The organism is Sinorhizobium saheli (assembly GCF_001651875.1).
Classification (GTDB): domain Bacteria; phylum Pseudomonadota; class Alphaproteobacteria; order Rhizobiales; family Rhizobiaceae; genus Sinorhizobium; species Sinorhizobium saheli.
In genome coordinates, this window is the sequence record NZ_LNQB01000096.1 from 24,989 (window position 1) to 42,849 (window position 17,861).

General features: G+C 65.1%; 17 protein-coding genes. 8 read left to right on the forward strand and 9 right to left on the reverse strand.

Translation table 11 applies throughout. The annotated features are described in order from the left end of the window. The first annotated feature begins 1 nt into the window (after window position 1). Window positions 2–1,006 carry a N(2)-acetyl-L-2,4-diaminobutanoate deacetylase DoeB gene (gene doeB / locus ATB98_RS24505; protein WP_066878436.1) on the forward strand — a complete coding sequence of 335 codons (1,005 nt, stop codon included), beginning with the start codon at window positions 2–4 and terminating at the stop codon, window positions 1,004–1,006. Window positions 1,007–1,049: 43 nt separating this feature from the next. On the opposite strand, the gene ATB98_RS24510 is transcribed toward doeB, so the two are convergent. Then, complete coding sequence (locus ATB98_RS24510; protein ID WP_066878438.1) at window positions 1,050–1,721, reverse strand: protein-L-isoaspartate(D-aspartate) O-methyltransferase; 672 nt, start codon at window positions 1,719–1,721, stop codon at window positions 1,050–1,052. 343 nt (window positions 1,722–2,064) lie between these two features. On the opposite strand from ATB98_RS24510, the gene ATB98_RS24515 reads away from it, so the two are divergent. Further along, window positions 2,065–2,421, forward strand: a complete 357-nt coding sequence (locus ATB98_RS24515) for a cupin domain-containing protein (RefSeq protein ID WP_066878440.1) — start codon at window positions 2,065–2,067, stop codon at window positions 2,419–2,421. A gap of 128 nt (window positions 2,422–2,549) precedes the next feature. Here ATB98_RS24515 and ATB98_RS24520 read toward each other — a convergent pair whose 3' ends face one another. From ATB98_RS24520 to ATB98_RS24540, 5 genes are read right to left on the reverse strand one after another with little or no spacing between them, the layout of a single operon-like run. Next, window positions 2,550–3,977 carry an aldehyde dehydrogenase family protein gene (locus tag ATB98_RS24520; protein WP_066878442.1) on the reverse strand — a complete coding sequence of 476 codons (1,428 nt, stop codon included), beginning with the start codon at window positions 3,975–3,977 and terminating at the stop codon, window positions 2,550–2,552. Beyond that, entirely contained in the window at window positions 3,974–5,494 is a 1,521-nt protein-coding gene (locus ATB98_RS24525) for an NAD(P)/FAD-dependent oxidoreductase (protein ID WP_066878444.1), read from the reverse strand. Before ATB98_RS24525 ends, ATB98_RS24520 begins: the two co-directional genes overlap by 4 nt. Next, window positions 5,491–5,793 (reverse strand): (2Fe-2S)-binding protein, encoded by a 303-nt coding sequence (locus ATB98_RS24530; protein WP_066878446.1) that lies wholly within the window; start codon window positions 5,791–5,793, stop codon window positions 5,491–5,493. The genes ATB98_RS24525 and ATB98_RS24530 overlap by 4 nt, the downstream gene beginning before the upstream one ends. Continuing rightward, on the reverse strand, window positions 5,774–6,901 hold the full coding sequence (locus ATB98_RS24535) for an NAD(P)/FAD-dependent oxidoreductase (RefSeq protein ID WP_066878448.1): 1,128 nt from the start codon (window positions 6,899–6,901) through the stop codon (window positions 5,774–5,776). The genes ATB98_RS24530 and ATB98_RS24535 overlap by 20 nt, the downstream gene beginning before the upstream one ends. Window positions 6,902–6,958: 57 nt before the next feature. Further along, a complete protein-coding gene (locus ATB98_RS24540; RefSeq protein ID WP_066878450.1) occupies window positions 6,959–8,281 on the reverse strand; it encodes an NAD(P)/FAD-dependent oxidoreductase in 1,323 nt (440 codons plus the stop codon). Between the two features lie 319 nt (window positions 8,282–8,600). On the opposite strand from ATB98_RS24540, the gene ATB98_RS24545 reads away from it, so the two are divergent. Together ATB98_RS24545 and ATB98_RS24550 are read left to right on the forward strand one after the other, a co-directional pair. Further along, on the forward strand, window positions 8,601–9,287 hold the full coding sequence (locus tag ATB98_RS24545) for an aspartate/glutamate racemase family protein (RefSeq protein WP_066878452.1): 687 nt from the start codon (window positions 8,601–8,603) through the stop codon (window positions 9,285–9,287). A gap of 169 nt (window positions 9,288–9,456) precedes the next feature. Beyond that, the gene (locus ATB98_RS24550) at window positions 9,457–10,251 is read left to right on the forward strand and encodes a hydroxypyruvate isomerase family protein (RefSeq protein WP_066878454.1); all 795 of its coding nucleotides are present in this window, start codon (window positions 9,457–9,459) and stop codon (window positions 10,249–10,251) included. Window positions 10,252–10,438: 187 nt separating this feature from the next. On the opposite strand, the gene ATB98_RS24555 is transcribed toward ATB98_RS24550, so the two are convergent. Next, a complete protein-coding gene (locus ATB98_RS24555; protein WP_066878456.1) occupies window positions 10,439–12,475 on the reverse strand; it encodes an NADH:flavin oxidoreductase in 2,037 nt (678 codons plus the stop codon). A gap of 252 nt (window positions 12,476–12,727) precedes the next feature. Here ATB98_RS24555 and ATB98_RS24560 point away from each other — a divergent pair, with 252 nt between their 5' ends. The 4 genes from ATB98_RS24560 (at window position 12,728) to ATB98_RS24575 (ending at window position 15,599) form a co-directional block, all read left to right on the forward strand. Next, entirely contained in the window at window positions 12,728–13,357 is a 630-nt protein-coding gene (locus ATB98_RS24560; RefSeq protein WP_066878458.1) for a TetR/AcrR family transcriptional regulator, read from the forward strand. 15 nt (window positions 13,358–13,372) lie between these two features. Continuing rightward, window positions 13,373–14,167: a pyrroline-5-carboxylate reductase family protein gene (locus ATB98_RS24565; RefSeq protein WP_066878460.1), complete on the forward strand. Its 795-nt coding sequence runs from the start codon at window positions 13,373–13,375 to the stop codon at window positions 14,165–14,167. A 48-nt stretch (window positions 14,168–14,215) separates the two neighbouring features. Continuing rightward, window positions 14,216–15,244: a trans-3-hydroxy-L-proline dehydratase gene (locus tag ATB98_RS24570; RefSeq protein WP_066878462.1), complete on the forward strand. Its 1,029-nt coding sequence runs from the start codon at window positions 14,216–14,218 to the stop codon at window positions 15,242–15,244. Window positions 15,245–15,341: 97 nt separating this feature from the next. Continuing rightward, window positions 15,342–15,599 (forward strand): type II toxin-antitoxin system Phd/YefM family antitoxin, encoded by a 258-nt coding sequence (locus ATB98_RS24575; protein ID WP_066878464.1) that lies wholly within the window; start codon window positions 15,342–15,344, stop codon window positions 15,597–15,599. A gap of 118 nt (window positions 15,600–15,717) precedes the next feature. On the opposite strand, the gene ATB98_RS24580 is transcribed toward ATB98_RS24575, so the two are convergent. Continuing rightward, complete coding sequence (locus tag ATB98_RS24580; RefSeq protein WP_234782017.1) at window positions 15,718–16,620, reverse strand: sugar phosphate isomerase/epimerase family protein; 903 nt, start codon at window positions 16,618–16,620, stop codon at window positions 15,718–15,720. Further along, window positions 16,617–17,822: an NAD(P)/FAD-dependent oxidoreductase gene (locus ATB98_RS24585; RefSeq protein WP_066878467.1), complete on the reverse strand. Its 1,206-nt coding sequence runs from the start codon at window positions 17,820–17,822 to the stop codon at window positions 16,617–16,619. The genes ATB98_RS24580 and ATB98_RS24585 overlap by 4 nt, the downstream gene beginning before the upstream one ends. Window positions 17,823–17,861: the final 39 nt, after the last annotated feature.

Below are 17,861 nucleotides of genomic sequence, written 5' to 3' on the forward strand. Positions count from 1 at the left end.
GATGAGGGAGCAGCATCTGCGGCCGTCGCCGATCAGCGCCACCGTCGACTTCGAGGCAGACGGCGTCCAGCACGGTTTCTTGCGGCTGCCCTATAGCCGCGACGATTCGGCCTGGGGCTCGGTGATGATCCCGATCACGGTCGTCAGCAACGGGGAGGGCCCGACGGCCCTCCTGACGGGCGGCAATCACGGCGACGAGTATGAGGGGCCGATCGCGCTCTTCGATCTGGCGCTGAAGCTCGATCCCGCCGAGGTTCGCGGCCGGGTGATCATCGTTCCGGCCATGAACTATCCGGCCTTCCTCGCCGGCACGCGCACGTCGCCGATCGACAGGGGCAATCTGAACCGTAGTTTCCCCGGGCGCCCCGATGGAACCGTGACCGAGAAGATCGCGGACTATTTCCAGCGCGTCCTGCTGCCCTTGGCGGACATCGTGCTCGACTTCCACTCCGGCGGGAAGACCCTCGACTTCCTGCCCTTCTGCGCCGCTCATATCCTTGCCGACAAGCAGCAGGAGGCGAAAGCCTTCGAATGCGTCGCGGCTTTCGGCGCGCCCTATTCGATCAAGATGCTGGAGATCGATGCGGTCGGAATGTACGACACGGCGGCCGAGGAGATGGGCAAGATCTTCATCACCACCGAGCTCGGCGGCGGCGGCTCGGCAACGGCAAAAAGCGCCGGCATCGCCAAGCGCGGCGTTCTGAACGTGCTGCGCCATGCCGGGATCATCCGCGGCGAGATCGAGCCGCAGCCGACGGAGTGGCTGGACATGCCGGACGCCGACTGCTTCGCCTTTGCCGAGGAGCCCGGGCTCGTCGAATTCCTGGTCGACCTCGGCGATACGGTCGAGCGCGGCGCCGTCATCGCGCGGATCTATCCGACCGGGCGGACCGGCGCGGAGCCGTTCGAGGTGCACGCCAGGATGGACGGACTATTGATCGCGCGCCACCACCCGGGCCTGATCAAGGCGGGCGATTGCTGTGCCGTGCTGGCGGTAAGGGTATAGACCTCGCCGTACCGCGACCGACGAGCTGCCATGAGTGTCCGCTTCAGGCGGTCTCGAGCCGGGTGAAGCGGACCGGGATGAGTTGCCGCGTCTCGAAATGTCCTGCCGCATCCTTGTCGATGACGGTCAGCAACTGTTCGTCGGAGCCCAGGGGCAGAACCATGCGGCCCATCGGCTCGAGCTGCTCGAGCAGGGCCGGCGGCGGCTCGTCCGCCGCCGCGGTGACCAGGATCTTGTCGAACGGGGCATGTTCCGGCCAGCCGCGAGAGCCGTCGCCGACGCGAATGCCGACATTTGAAATGTCGAGGCTCTGCAGCAGCGTCTCGGCATGGCTTACGAATTCCTCGATGATTTCGACGCTCCAGACCTGCCCGGCGAGTTGGGCGAGGATCGCGGTCTGATAGCCGAGGCCGGTGCCGATCTCCAGCACCGCCTCATGCGGTTGGGGGGCAAGGAGATCGGTCATGAGCGCGACCATGAAGGGCTGCGACACGGTCTTGTCGAAGCCGATCGGCAGCGGCATGTCCTGGTAGGCATAGGGCGCGGCCGGAGCCGGCACGAAGAGATGACGGGGCACCCTGAGCATCGCCGCCATCACCCGCCGATCAAGGACTGCCTTGCCCAGTTCCGCGCTTGCAAGGTCGGCATAGATCTCGATCACCTCGACCATGTGCCTGCGCAGAACCGCCAGATGCTCTTCGTTCATTGGCTTCATGGGCGCGGGCTCCTCGGCCAGCTGGCCGCCAGATGGGCCTCCTACCATTAAAGGGCCATGGCCCCCCGATAGCAAGGTCAAAGGCGAACGACGCTCCGGCGATCGCCGTCGTGGGGCGCGGGCAGCTCCGCTGGGACGCGGCAAATCTTTGAAATTATCTGCTGAACCGACCCTCTATTTGGCAAAGCCAACTCTCGGATCGACCTATTCTGGTGACGCCCGACCAGCTCGGAGGCACATCGCTGGCTCACCGCGCCGGGCGGCAAAGCATCTGGCGCCCGCGCCGGAGGGGACTCAATCAGCCTCATCGATCCTGCACCCGCGAACCGAATAGGACCACGACATGTCATTGTTGATTACCATCGACACCGATCCGGACTTCACCCCGAAGGACGCGGTTCCCGCGCCGGACCGGCTCATTTCCGGCAATCCCTTCTTCAAGACCTGGGCGCAGGATGCCTCGAAGGGAGAGAAGGTGCTGACCGGCGTCTGGGAGGCGACGCCCGGCGAGCATCATTCGATCAAGGGGACCACCTACGAATTCTGCCACATCATCTCAGGCCTCGTGGAAATCGAGGAAAAGGACGGCGAGACGAAGACCTATCGCGCCGGCGACAGCTTCGTCATGAAGCCCGGTTTCGTTGGCGTCTGGCGTACGATCGAGACCGTGCGCAAGATCTACATCTGCGTTTACGAGTGACCGCAAAACTCAGGTGCGCCCGACCATGGCGCACCTGAGACTTCCGGATGAGGCGACTCTGAAACCGGGGCCGATATCCGGCGTAATCTGCGCCCGCCATCCCGACCGGGCGCACCGATCTTGCCGCTTCACTCGTTCGAGAAACCGACGATGCCCTTGATCTCGGTAAACTCGTGCAGCCCGAACTTCCCGTATTCCCGGCCGTTGCCGGATTGCTTGTAGCCGCCGAAGGGGGCGGCCGCGTCCCAGGCGGCGCTGTTGAGGCGAACCGTGCCGGCGCGCAGCCTGACGGCGAGCGCCTGCGCTTCCCTTGGATCGCCCTGGATGTAGGCGGCGAGGCCGTAGGGCGTATCATTGGCGATCGCGATTGCTTCCTCCTCGCTGTCATAACCGATGATCGACAGCACCGGGCCGAAGATTTCCTCCCGCGCAATCGTCATTTCGTTGGTGACGCGGGCAAATACCGTCGGGCGCACGTAATAGCCGGCATTGAGATGCGACGGGCGGCCGGGGCCACCGGCGACCAGCTCGGCTCCTTCCGCGATGCCGCGCTCGATCAGCGCCTGGATCTTGTCGAACTGGGCGGCGCTGACGACCGGTCCGAGGTCGGTGCGCGGGTCCGAAGGCGGACCGACGACGAGCGCATCCGCTTGCCTCGCGGCGATCGCGCCTGCTTCGTCCATTCGCTCCGTAGGCACCAGCATCCGCGTCGGCGCGGTGCAGGTCTGGCCGGAATTGCCGAAGCAGCGGCGTACGCCGGCGGCGACTGCGGCCGGGAAGTCGGCGCTGCGCAGGAGGACGTTCGGCGACTTGCCGCCTAGCTCCTGATGTACTCGCTTGACGGTCGGTGCCGCGGCCTGCGCCACGGCAATGCCGGCGCGGGTCGATCCGGTGAAGGACACCATGTCGACGCCCGGGTGGCTGGCGAGGGCCGCACCCACCGTCGGCCCGTCGCCCTGGACGAGGTTGAAGACCCCTTTTGGCACGCCGGCCTCATCCATGATCTCGGCGAAGAGCACGGCGTTGAAGGGAGCGATCTCCGACGGCTTCAGGACCATGGTGCATCCCGTGGCGAGCGCCGGAGCGACCTTGCAGGCGATCTGGTTGATCGGCCAGTTCCACGGCGTGATCATCGCGACGACCCCGACCGGTTCGTGCACGATGCGGGTAGAGCCGTGCAGGTAGTCGAAGGCAAAGGTGTCGAAGGCCTTGATCGCCTGCTCGAAATGGACGGCGCCGATGCCGGCCTGCTCGGCCCGGGCCATGGCGAGCGGCGCGCCCATTTCCCGCGAGATGATGTCGCCGAGCTCGTCATTGCGGCGCTTCAGGATCGTTACAATGCGCTCCAGCAGTTCGACGCGCTCTTGCCCCGGCGTCCGCGAGAAGGAGGCAAAGGCCCGCCTTGCGGCCGCGACCGCCTTCTCCACGTCGGCGGCACTGCCGAGCGCGATCGTCCCCATCGGCTGCTCCGTCGAGGGATCGATGACCTCGAGTGTCTTCGAGACGGAGGGTTCGACCCACTCACCGTCGATATAGAACTTGTCGGCACGTTTCATTGCTGGCTCCCATGTTTGGCATCCTGCGCCCCATCGGCGGCGCGTTCGACAAATCCGGCGACAGCGACGATGGCTGCCTCGGTGTGCGGCAGAGCGGCGAGCTCGTAGAGCGTCACCGGCTTGATGGGCGGGCGCAGCCGGTAGTAACCGACCTCGCCGGGCGCAACGCCGCGGCATTGCGCCAGCAGTTCAACCGCGGTCAGACCGCAGAGCCGGCCCTGGCACGGTCCCATTCCGCATCGGGTGAACGCCTTCATCTGGTTGGGGCCCGGCACGCCAAGCGCCGCGACTTCGCGCAGCTTGCCGGCCGTGATTTCCTCGCAGCGGCAGACGATGGTGCCGTCGTCCCCGGGCACGCGAAAGCTCTTGCCGGGCCGGAACCGATTCTCGATGAAAGTCCTGCCCTTGAGGGCTCGCGCGAGCTTTTGCGCGAGTTGGTTTCGGCGCCGTTCGTAGGCACCCTGGTCAAGGCGATTTAGATCGCGCGCCGCAGTGAGGCCCGCGAGTTCGCCCTGGTGAGCCGAGGCGACCGCCCCGACGATTCCCGCCGCGTCGCCGGCGATCGAAACCCCCGCAACCGAACTTGCGCCGCGACCGTCGACGGCCGGGCGGAAGGCCGCCAGGCGCTCGTCCCAGCCGTAGTCGCACCCGGCTGCGAGCGTGAGATTGAGGTTCGGTGCGATCCCCTGGTGCAGAAGCAGCAGGTCGCCTTCGATGTGCATGGACTTGATGCCGCGATGGACCCGCAAGGCCCCGAATTTCCCGGAACCGACCGCCTCGAGCGCGGTCACCCCGCGGATGACGCGGGTTCGACGGTGAACTTCGAAGAGGAGCCTCAGGCCCTTGAGGGCATAGGGCGATGTGGCAAAGCTCAAGAGGTGGGGCAGGGCCAGGCGCCAGTTCCCGACCGGCGTGGTATCGACCACCGCTGTTACCGACACGCCTGCCCGCAGGAGCTGGCTTGCCAGCAAGTACAGGAGCGGCCCGGTCCCGGCGAGGATGGTCCGTCCGGAGGGCACGAGGCCTGACGACTTCATCAGGATCTGCGCCGCTCCCGCCGCCATGACGCCGGGCATGGTCCATCCCGGGAACGGGAGCGGACGCTCGAGCGCGCCGGTTGCGAGAATCACGCGATGGGCGGCGATCGGCCGGGCGATGCCGCCGAGCGAAATCCCGACCTCGAGCGCATGGGCGCCGTCGCCGGTTTCCTCGTCGGCGGGCCCGACGTTCCACACCGTCGCCCGGCGGGCATAGCTCAAGTCCGCGCGCCGAAACCGCCCGATGAGCATCCGACCGGCAGCATAGTCCGGCCCCATGCGCGCAAGATCGGCATCCGAGGCACGCTCGACCGAGCGATAGATCTGGCCGCCGGGCGCTTCGTTTTCGTCGGCGAGCAAAACGGCGAGGCCGTGGGTCGATGCCTCGATCGCCGCCGAGAGGCCGGCGGGCCCGGCGCCAACAACGACGAGGTCATAGGCGGGCGCGAGATCGGCGGCGGACCGGATATCTCGAATCATTCTTCCTGCCCCGGCATGGCCGCGCCGTCCTGTGTTTCGACCCGCATGCCTTCCACCACGGTGGTCATGCAAGCCTGCCGGTTCGGCCGGCCATCGATCTTGACGAGGCACTCGAAGCAGACACCCATCAGGCAGTAGGGACCACGAGCGGCGCCGGAGACCGCGGTGCGCCGCGTGCTGCAATGTCCCGCGGCCAAGAGTGCAGCGGCGACGCTGTCGCCCTCGCGGGCCATGGTCGGCACGCCGTCGAATGTGAACGAGACCGACCTTGCTTTTCCGTCAGACAGCCGCCGGAACATGGAACCTCCGGGAATGAAATACGGCCAAATCCTCGGAAAGCGCCCCCGCCGAGATCTGCCGCGGCAGCACCAGCGCATGGTTCGCCGCCAGCGTCACGCCGGAATGGCAGGCGAATGCGAACGCACCCGGGAACCGCTCCGATTGCTCGTAAATGGGGTAGCCGTCGGGCGTCACCACGCGGAATGCGGCCCAGATCCGCACCGCCCTGGCGTCCCTGAGCAGCGGGAAGGTGCGCAGCGCGCGTTCGGCGAGAACCGCGGTGATGGGCCCTCGCGGCCGCTGATGATCGATCGTCGCCTCCTTGCTCTCGCCGATCAGCACAGAGCCCTCGTCTGTCTGCCGCAGATAGCCGGTGGCATGGCCGAGGAAAGGCTTCAGGCGCTCGGTGACGATGATCTGGCCGCGGCTCGGGGTGAGCGGAACGCTCAGCCCAACCATCGGGGCGAGCGCGGTATTGCCGATGCCGGCCGCAAGCACGACCTTGCCGGCACCGAGCCTCCATCCGTCGCCCGCTACTTCGAAGGCGCCGGCGCGATGGTGGATCGCCGCCGTCTTGCGATGCGGAAAATAGTGGACGCCACGCTGGTTAAGCGCCTTGTGAAAGCCGGCGAACAGCCGCAGCGGATTTGCGTGCCCATCGAGCGGGCTGAAAATCGCGCCGGCCACCGTCTCGCCGATGAGGGGCAGGCGGCGGCGCGTCTCCGCCTGGTCGAGCACCTCATACTCGAGCGGCGGCGTTCCCTCCGCGTCCATTCCCGGTTGGCCGGCGAGCTTCGCCATCGATGCGATCCCGCGTTGGAGCTCCGTTGGCGTCAGCCGGATCGAGAAGCCGCCCGACTGGACAAAGCCGGTATCGATGCCGGTTTCGGCCTTGAGTTCGGCTGCCAGCCGGTGCCAGTTCGCCGTCGAGGTTCGCGACCACCGCGAATAGGCGGCGTTGCCGAGGCCCTTGCTGGAGCTCCATACGAGACCGAAATTCGCGCGGGCGGCCCTGTTTGCCACATCGCCCTCGTCGACGATCGCTACCCTTTGTCCGCATCTCGACAGACCCCAGGCTATCGATACCCCGACCAGCCCGCCGCCGATGACGATTACGTCGTAATCCATCCCGCTAGCTTTCCTCGGCGCGTCGCTCCAACTGCTGTTCCCCGATCCGGCCTCAGATCAGATTGCGCCGACCTTGACCTTCGAACCATCAAGGAGGCGCGACAGGCGGAAAGGGGTGGGGTCGACACAGGGTGTATCATTGACAACCAGGTCGGCCGCGAGCCGGCCAATACCCGGACCGAGGCCGAAGCCATGGCCGGAGCAGCCCGCCGCCAGGTAGAGACCTTTCACACCGTCGGCCGGCGAGATGACCGGCACCGCGTCCGGCGTGAAATCCACGTAGGCTCCCCAACTGTCGGCGATTTCGACCCCCGCCAATGCAGGAAACTGCTCGGTGACCCGTTTCAAGATAGCCGCGATGGTGCGGCGGCTCGGCGGCGGGTCGAGAACACGCATTCGCTCGAAGGCCGACGGCCTGCTCTTGTTCAAGCTTCCCAATGCCTCCGGACCCTGGAGGAAGGATTTGCCGATGCCGAACTGCACCGCTTTCAGACGCTTCATGAACATCGGCATGAACCAGCGGGCGAAGCGAATGCCTTGCGGGGTGATGTCGAGCATCGCCCTGCCGCTGATCGCAAGCGTGTAGCTGCCATCCAACCGGCGGGTCAGCGCGCACTCCGGCGTATAGATCGCCTCGCCCAGATTCGCCGTCGGCCGCGTCCGAAGCGCCGTCTGGCGCACGCTCGCCTGCGGAAACAGAACGCCGTGCTGGCGACAAAACATCGACGTCCAGGCACCGCCGGCGCAGAGGACGGCTTGTGTCCGGATGGTCCCCTTTTCGGTGATCACGCCGGCCACCGCTCCGTTGACCAGCTCGAGGCCTCGCGCTGCGCATTTCTGGTGGATCGTCGCCCCGAATTTGCGGGCGCCGTTCGCAATCGTCGGCGCGGCGATGGCGGGTTCGCCCTTGCCGTCATCGATCGAATGGACCCCGCCAAGCCATTGGCGGCCGTTCGCCGGAATCGCGGCAGCCGCTTCCTTGGCGCTCAGCATCCTCGTATTGACGTTGAACTGCCGGGCCGTCTCGCGCCATGCTTCCCACTCCGCAAGCTGCCGCGGATTATCGGTAGCGTAAAGCAGGCCGCAGCGACGGAAGCCGACGTCCTCGCCTATTTTGGACTCGAACTCACCCCACAGCCGCAGGGCGACGCCCGAGAGCGGCAGTTCGCGCTCGTCCCGGTTCTGTTGGCGGCACCAACCCCAGTTGCGGCTCGACTGCTCGCAGCCGACATGGCCTTTTTCGACCAGGGCGACGGACAGTCCCCGCTCCGCGAGAAAGAATGCTGCCGTCGCACCAATGATGCCGCCGCCGATGACGACGACATCCGCCTTGGCGGGAACCTCTTGATCGCTGTGTATGCGTTTGACGATTGGAGACATGGGGAGACCTGGAATTACTTAGCGGCTGATCTATACGGCGCGATTTCCTGCCGTCGCGCCCTCGGTGAGCTCATGTGAAGCTACCGGAGGAAGGCGAGCAGCATGCATCGACTGGAGATAAAGGGACGGCTGAAAGTTCCGTTTTCGGCGGCGCGACGGTCAAATCTGCGGCCGTCGCGCGAGTATGCTACAGGGCGTCTGACGACAGTGGTTCTGACTTCCGGTCGAGCACGACAGGTGCCGCGATCGGCTTCATGTCACCCCTGCTGTCACAGGCTCAATTGAAGAGCGTGCACAATCAAAGACAGAGATTAAAGCCATGACGACCGGCACTCACGAGTCCCCTGCGCTTGCCATGATTCATACGGTCCCCGGCATCATCCCCGCGTTCAACGAACTCGTTGGCCGCCATCTCACCGGCTGGCGCCCGTTCAACATGCTGGATGAGAGCTTGCTGGGAAACACGATCCGCGATGGGACGCTGTCACCTCAGACCATGCGGAGGGTCGCGACTCACATCTGGTCGGCGGTGGATGCGGGCGCTTCGGCGGTCCTCGTCACCTGTTCCTCGCTCGGCCCTGCAGTGGATGCGGCAACGCCGCTCTGCCCCGTCCCCCTCTTCCGTATCGATGACGGGATGGCGATCGAGGCGATCCGGCGCGGGAACCGGATTGGCGTCCTTGCGACGCTGGCAACCACAATGGATCCGACGACCCGGTTGATTGAACGCCATGCGCAAAGAACGGGTCGCAACGTTTCCGTCACCGGCCGTCTCTGCGAGGGAGCCTTCGATAAATTGCGAGGCGGGGAGAGGGCGGCGCATGATGCGATGATACGCGAAGGCCTCGCTTCCCTCTTGGACAGCGTCGACGTGGTTGTTCTTGCTCAAGCATCTATGGCCAATGCCCTCAACGAAATGAGCGACATATCGGTACCCGTACTTACCAGCCCTGAACTCGGTGTGCTCCACATGTCCGCAGCACTGGAGCAATTTGCAGCCCGGTGAACCACGTGACCTCGGGCTCAATGCGGCCCATAACAGGCGTTCTCGCGGGATCGGGTCCCGAAGCGAGCCTGCTTCTCGATACTGGACATGCGGCAGCGGGGGGCTTTGACTATGTCCGGCTTCATCACGGTCTATGCGACCATCATCAGGTGAAATACGGAAACAGCCAATGAGCGCACCAAAAACGTCTCCCTTCCCCCTCGCGGCCTGCGCGGAAATGCTCTGGCCCGACAAGCCGATCGAATGGCGAGCCGCGCGCCTCAAGGAGATGGGCTTCGGCGTCGGCCTCTGGAACTGGCCGGAGCACGATCTCGACAAGCTGGAGGCGACCGGCGCGACCTTCACGATCATGAACGGCTATCTCACCGGCCGCCTCACGGACGACGAAGGGGCGGCAGAACTCCTGAGGACGGCGCGCGAGACAGCGCAGGTTGGAAAGCGGCTCGGCGTCGAGCGCCTCAACCTGCATGGCACGGGCCTCGGAGACGGGGGGTTGCCGGTCCAGCCCGTCGAGGTCGTCACGGGCGCGATGTGGCTGAAGGCGCGGGACACGCTCTGCCGTGTCGTGGACATGGCCGAGGAGGAAGACGTCGTCTTCACGCTCGAAAACCTCAACCTGCCGGTCGACCACCCCGGCGTGCCCTTCGGCCGTGCCGAGGATACGCTGGCGCTGGTTTCGAGCGTCGATCACCCGCGCCTCCGCCTCAATCTCGACCTCTATCATGCCCAGATCGGCGAGGGGAACCTGATCGAACTCTGCCGCAGGTGCCTCCCCTGGATCGGCGAGATCCAGGTGGCCGACGTCCCCGGCCGCTGTGAGCCCGGCACCGGCGAGGTCAACTGGAGCGGCATCGCCAGGGCGCTGAACGCCATGGGCTATACCGGCCCGATCGGCATGGAAGCCTGGGCTTCCAGCGACCCCGAGGCGGCGCTGGAGGCTTTCCGCGCCGCCTTCACCATCTGACACGATACGACCCGGACAGGGACCGATTCCTCGACGTTTGCACTGCGCAGCCCGTGTCCATCGTAGCCGCCGCTCGGCGCGGCGGGATCATCGAAAGGAGCGAAGGCGGCGCCGAGAAAACCTGCAGCGTTTCACTTCGATCCATGATGACGGCTCGTTTCCCGGCGGGTTGCATTCCTCAGGCTCGTCAGATGTCCTTGACGAGACGCAGCGCGTCGTAGATTGCCGCATGGGTGTTGCGGGCGGCGACGGCGTCACCGATCCGGAAGAGCTGAAAGCGCCCTTCCGGGTTGCGGACGACGGATTGCGGCGCACCGGCAATGAGCTGATCGTGCGAGATTTCGCCGTGATTGGTCGATTTCGGTTTGAGCTCGAAATAGACGTCATCGAGCGGGATCGTGCCGTGGTTGACGACGACCTGATCCACGGCTCGCTGCCTGGCGACGCCGCCATAGTCGCTGCCGACATGGGCGATCAGCTGGTTTCCCTCCTTTTCAACGGACTCGAGGCGGTAGGTCACCGTGAAGGTCACGTCCAGTTTCTGAAGCGACCGCATGTAAGGCACGAGATTCATGGCCATCACCTCCGGCGCAAAGGACCGGTCGGGCGTCATGATTTCGACCTTCGCTCCGGCCTTCGCGAGGAATTCGGCCGCCTGAAGCCCGGCATGATCGCCGGCGTCGTCGAAAATCAGCACGTTGGTGCCCGGCTTCACGTCGCCGGAAATGATGTCCCACGAAGAGACCACGAGCTCGTTGCCTCGCGTCAACACATCGGTATGCGGCAGGCCGCCGGTGGCGACGATGACGACGTCCGGATTTTCGGCCTCGACCGTGCAGGCCTCGGCCCAGCTATTGAAGTGGAAGGTGACGCCGTGCTTCTCGCACTGGGCCATGCGCCAGTCGATGATGCTCATCATCTCCCGGCGACGCTCGCTTTGCGCGGTGAGACGGATCTGCCCGCCGGGATCGTTCGCAGCCTCGAAGACGACCACGTCGTGCCCGCGCTCGCCCGCCACGCGGGCGGCCTCGAGACCGGCCGGACCGGCGCCGACGATGACGACTTTCTTCCGGACAGCCGCCTTGGCGACGATGTGCGGCATGGTGAGCTCGCGCCCCGTCGCCGCATTGTGGATACAATAGGCCGCACCACCCTGATAGATGCGGTCGAGACAGTAGTTGGCGCCGACGCAAGGGCGGATGTCCTCTTCCCGCTTCTCGACGATCTTCCGGACGATATGCGGATCGGTCATATGGGCGCGGGTCATCCCGACCATGTCGACCTTGCCCGACGCGATGGCGTGGCGCGCCGTCGCGACATCGGGGATCTTTGCGGCGTGGAAGGTCGGGAAGTTGGTGGCGGCGCGGATTTCGCCGGCGAAATCGAGATGGGGCGAGTTGGCCATGCCCTGGATCGGGATCACATCGGTAAGGCCGGCATCCGTATCGATATGCCCGCGGATGACGTTGAGGTAGTCGATCAGCCCGCTGTCCCTGAGGCGCCTGGAGATTTCAAGGCCCTCGGCCTTTCCCGTGCCTCCGGGCAGACATTCGTCGGCCGTGTAGCGAACGCCCAGGATGAAGTCGTCGCCGACCCTCTGGCGGATCGCCCTGAAGACGTCCATGCAGAAGCGCAGCCGGTTGTCGAGCGAGCCGCCATAGGGCTCATCGAGCTCGTTGGTGAGCGGGGAAGTGAACTGGTCGATGAGGTGGCCGTAGGCCTCCAGCTCGACGCCGTCCATGCCGCCCGCCTTCATGCGCTCGGCGGCGTCGGCGAAGTCCTTGATGATCCGCTCGATGTCCCAGTCCTCGAGCTTCTTGGGGAAGGCGCGGTGGGCTGCCTCGCGATGGTGCGAGGGGGCGACGACCGGAAGCCAATCGCCCTTGTCCCAGCGCGTGCGCCGCCCGAGATGGGTCAGCTGGATCATGATCGCGGCACCCTCCTCGTGGACGGCGTCGGTCATCTCCCTGATCCACGGCACGATCTCGTCCTTGTAGGCGAGCAGGTTGTTGAAGACCGGCGGGCTGTCCTTCGAGACGGCGGCAGAGCCGGCGGTCATCGTCAGCGCCACGCCGCCTCTGGCCCGCTCGACCGTATAGGCGCGATAGCGCTCCTTCGGCATGCCGTCCTGCGGATAGGCCGGCTCGTGCGCGGTGACGATGATGCGATTGCGCAGGGTCAGATGCTTGAGCTGGTACGGCTGCAGGAGGGGATCGTTCGACATGGCGCGGCCTTCGTATTAGAGCATCTTGCAGTCAGGTGGAGTGACCTGACGTATGCACAAATGCGGCAAAAACAAACAGATAGAGCGGTGGCGCGAATGAAGTGTGAGCGCATTCCGCTCCAGGAGTGGATGCGGAAAGAGGCTATGCGGAATGTACATAAGTGTCAATAAAAATCACAAATAGGTCTGGCTAGTTGACAATGATGTACATTTTTCTTGTCTTTCCTGCCTCGGCTTGTTAGGAGATCGTTCATGGAGCAAGTTTCAAACGACAGCGGCTGGCGTGGATCACCGGAGGGGTGGCTTGACGCCGCCTACGAGTCGCTGCTCGAGTCCGGCGTGGATTCGGTGAAAATCCTCCCGCTGGCCAAGAAGCTGAACCTGTCGCGGACCAGTTTCTACTGGTTCTTCAAGGACCGGGAAGAATTGCTGGCGGCGCTCATCGCGAAGTGGCGCGACAAGAACACCGGAAGCCTGATCAAGCAATCCGAGGCCTATGCGGAATCTCTCGCCGAAGCGATGCTCAACGTCTTCGATTGCTGGCTGAACAAGGACCTGTTCGACTCCAGGTTCGAGTTTGCCGTGCGCAGTTGGGCACTGCAGTCGAGCGACATCCTGGCCGAGGTTCGGAAAGCCGACCAGATCCGCCTGGAGGCCCTCAAGCGGATGTTCATGCGTTTCGGTCATTCGGAGTTCACCGCCGACGTCCGCGCCCGCACGACGTACCTCGTCCAGATCGGCTACATCTCGATGCAGACCCAGGAAGACATCGCGGTCCGCATGAAGCGCATCCCCGAATATATCGCGATCTATACGGGCCAGATACCGGAGCAGCGGGAGCTTGACCGCTTCTTCTTCCGGCACGGCTACAAGCCGGACTGAGAGGGCGGTGGAGACATGAGCGGCTCACCAAGGATTGGCATCATCGGCGGCGGCGGCTCGCTCGGCGGCGCCATTGCCGCCTCGATCCTCGATGCCGGTCTGGTCGGGCCGCATGATCTTTCGCTCTCCTATCGCCGCGAGCGACCCCACCGCTTTGCGGGCGCCTTCTGGACCACCGACAATCAGCTGCTGGCCGATCGCTCGGACGTCGTCATTGTTTCGGTGCGGCCCGCCGACTGGCCGCCGCTCGAGGTCAATGCCGCCGGCAAGCTCGTGGTCTCGGTCATGGCCGGGATCCGTTTGAGCCGATTGGCCGAACACCACAATACGGACCGGGTCGTCCGCAGCCTGCCCAATGCGGCGGCTGAGGTCCGCAAATCCTATACGCCGTGGATAGGCTCGGAAGCCGTGGACGAGAAAGACCGCTCCGCAGTCCGCGCGATCTTCAATGCGTGCGGTGGCGAGGACGAGGTCGCGAGCGAGAACGACATCGACTACTTGACCGGCCTTTCCGGATCCGGGCCTGCCTTCCCGGCTCTCCTGGCCGACGCGATGATGCGCGATGCCGTGGCGCGGGGCATCAACCCGGATGTCGCCCGGCGAGCCGTAACCGCCGTGCTGGTCGGCTCAGGGCGTCTCTTCGAGAAGAACGGCGAGTGTCCCGCAGATACGGTCGAAGCCTTTGTCAGCTACCGCGGGACGACCGCTGCGGCGATCGAAGCGATGCGCGCCGGCGGATTCGATGGTGCCGTTCGAGACGGGCTCGCGGCCGCCTTTCGGAAATCGCTGAAGATGGGAGAGCCCGCATGAATCGATCGGAGCAGGCGGTCGCGGCAGGCCGGTAGCCAGGGAGAGGAAATGCGCACATCCAAGGTCGTGCATATTGTGAGTTGCCATGCGGAGGGCGAAGTCGGCGATGTCATCGTCGGCGGGGTTCTCCCGCCTCCCGGGGCAACGGTGTGGGAGCAGTCGCGATGGATTGCGGCCGACCAGACCCTGCGCAATTTCGTGCTCAACGAGCCGCGCGGCGGCGTGTTCCGCCACGTGAACCTGCTGGTGCCGCCCAAGGATCCAAGAGCCCAGATGGGTTGGATCATCATGGAGCCGGAGGATACGCCGCCGATGTCCGGTTCCAATTCGATCTGCGTGTCGACCGTCCTCCTCGATACCGGGATCATTCCGATGCAGGAGCCGGTCACCCGCATGGTGCTCGAGCCGCCGGGCGGCCTGATCGAAGTCGAGGCCGAGTGCCGCAACGGAAAGGCCGAGAGGATCAGTGTCCGCAACGTTCCTTCTTTCGCCGGCAGGCTCGATGCGACGATCGAGGTCGAGGGCATGGGCACGCTGACGGTGGACACCGCCTATGGCGGCGACAGTTTTGTCATCGTCGATGCGGCATCCGTCGGGCTCGCCATCGAACCCGGCCAGGCCCGTGATCTGGCCGAAGCGGGAATGAAGATAACCCGGGCCGCCAACGAGCAATTGGGCTTCAGGCATCCGGAGAACGACTGGGATCACATCTCCTTCTGCCAGTTCACCAATCCCGTCGTCTTGAAGGACGGCGTGCTGACCGGCAAGAACGCAGTGGCGATCCGGCCCGGCAAGATCGACCGTTCTCCGACCGGCACCGGATGTTCGGCACGGATGGCGGTGCTCCACGCCAAGGGCCAGATGCAAGTCGGCGACAGATTTGTGGGCATCTCGATTCTGGATACGGAGTTCCACTGCAAGATCGATAGCGCCGTCGACCTCAAGGGCACGCCCGCGATCAGACCCATCATTTCCGGACGGGCCTGGATCATAGGCACCAAACAGTTGATGGTCGATCCCGCGGACCCGTTCCCGTCGGGCTACCGCCTTTCCGACACGTGGCCAATGGACATTTAGAGCAGTCAGTGTGACGGCCGGGAGCCGGGCCCCGCTCCACCTGTTTTTTGCTGTCTCGGATGCTATGTGCAGGTAATTACCTACATGGAGGTGAGCCGTGGGGATCACGACCCTTTCCAGCCGCGAGCTGAACCATGACGTCAGTCGCGCCAAGAAGGCAGCCAAAGGCGGCCCGGTCATCATAACCGACCGCGGCAGGCCTTCCCATGTCCTGATGACCTATGATGAATTCGAACGCTTGACGGGTAAGCACCGCAGTCTTGTCGGCGCTCTCGCCATGCCTGGCCTCTCGTCGATCGATTTTGAGCCGCAGCGCGTTGAAATCGGGCCGAAGTTGACCGTCTGGCCGTTCTGAACGCAAAAAAGAGAGGCGGTCGGAAACCCCCCAACCGCAGCCGGTGGAGGTTGGCCGCGGCGTGGAAAGTGGAGCCGTTCGGGGACGGCCTTCGGCGGCTTTTTGCATCCGGCGTCGATCACTTGCTCTCGGCTCTCGTCGGCATCGGCCGATCAGAATGGATGAGACAGTCGCCGGCCTGCTGCGGCTCGGCAGCGGCAGTCCAGAGATCGCGCGCGATCTGCCGCAGCAGCAGGGCCTCCGCCCATCGGTCGGTCGTGTCGTTGCCGTCCCGCCCGGTGATCGCATAGGGCTTGGGGCCGAGCTCGCAGGTGAAGACCAGTTCGGCGTCGTCGCCGGCGCGGGAACGCCAGTTCCGAAAACCGTAGTCCCACCACTCCCGGAAGAGATCGACCCAGGGGCGGTGGTGCGGAAAGGAGATCTCGATCTGCACCTGCTCGCGAGAGGCGACGCGACCATGAAAGGCCCGGGCATTCCGCAGGATGCGCCGGATCATTGCGTGATTTTCCGCGTCGACCGGAAAGGCGAATTCGCGGCCGACCAGGAAATGCGAGAGATCGGCGAGAAGCGGCAGGTCGGGCCTGTGGTCCAGTAGGTCCAGCGTGAAGAACAGGTCCGTGGTCATCCTGTCCCGATGCGTTTCGATGAACACCGGGATGCCCGCATCCTCGGCGAGCCGTATCCACCCGTCGAGGAGCGGCAGGCAATCCTCGATGCGGCGCGGGCGGACATCGGGTTGCAGGTTGATGTGGCTGACCGGAAATTCCGCGGCAAGTTCCAGCGGCAGGCGCAGGTCCTCGACCGAGCGCGGGAAGCAGACGCCTTCGATCTTCAACCCGGTGCCGCCAAGGGCCTCGTTGAGCCGCACGACATCGCGGCGGTTGGTGTAATGGGCGCTGACCCCGTCGAACCCAGCCCCGGCGATCATGGCGATGTTCTCGCCGAGACTGCGCTCGTGGCCGTCCGTGTGCCGGCGCTCCATTGCCCAGAGCGACTGGAAGATCAGCAGCTTCTGCATCATGCGGCTCGCGCGCTTTTCAGGAGGACTTTGAGGTTCACGCCCGGGTCGGCGAGTGCCGCGGGACTGGGGCTGATCCCCGCGGCGATCAGCATCTCGGCCAGCCTGATATCCTTGGCGAGGCTATTGCCGATGCCGAGGCCCGCCGCAGCCGCGAGGCGCCCGTCGTCCAAATAGAAGGCGAGCTCGCCGCCTGCGACAGGACGCACGACGCTCTGATGTGCGGGCCGGGGCAGCCCGGCCACCTGCAGGCCAAGATCATATTGATCGGACCAGAACCAGGGGATGGCGGCGAAGGTCTCGGCAGCGCCGGCGATGTTGCGCGCCGCGGTCTCGGCCTGCGCCCTCGCGTTCCGCCAGCTTTCATGGCGGATGTGCCCGCCGGCGGGCTGCGCCACCGCGGCGCAGTCGCCTGCCGCGAAAACGTTCGGCACGCTGGTGCGAAGGCGGCTGTCCGTCAGGATTCCGTTGTCGACGGCCAATCCGGCCGCTTCCGCCAGGGCGGTTTCAGGCAGAACCCCGATGGCACCGACGACAAGGTCGGCGGGCACCAGAGTGCCGTCGGTCAGGGTGACGCCTTCGTCGCCGACAGCCACGACGCCGCGCCCCAGATGAAACCGCACGCCTTCGGCCGCATGTCTCGCATGCAGCTTTTCGGCAAAGCGGGCGGGGACGGCGCGGCCGAGAGGTTTCGGTGCGGCTTCGATCACATCGACGGAGACATTCTTTCCGCGAAGCACCGCTGCAAGTTCCATCCCGATCAGACCGCCGCCGATGATTGCGACGCTCTGGCCTGCGGCAACATTGGAGAAGACCGTCTCGGCATCGGCATGGGTGCGGAAGTCGAGTGCGCGTTCCGCACCCGGACAGCCGAGCCGCCTCGGGCGCGCGCCGGTGGCGAGAAGCAGCTTTTCATAGCGCCGCACCCGGCCGTCGCTCAAGGTCACGGTTCCGGCGCCGGCATCGAGCTTCGAGGCGGACACTCCGGAAAGATAGTCGATGCCGGCCGCCTCCAACGCGTCCTTCGCGCAGATCAGCTTCATCTGCACCGCGCCGTTCATCGGCTTCGACAGCGGCGGCCGTTCATAGGGCAGGTGCGGCTCGGCCCCGACCAGCGTGACGGATCCGCGATAGCCTGCTTCGCGCAGGGCGAATGCCGCGCGGGTGCCGCATTCCCCGGCACCGATGATGACGATACCGTCCATCGTTTTCTCCACGTGAAAGATGGACCGGCGCATTCAGAT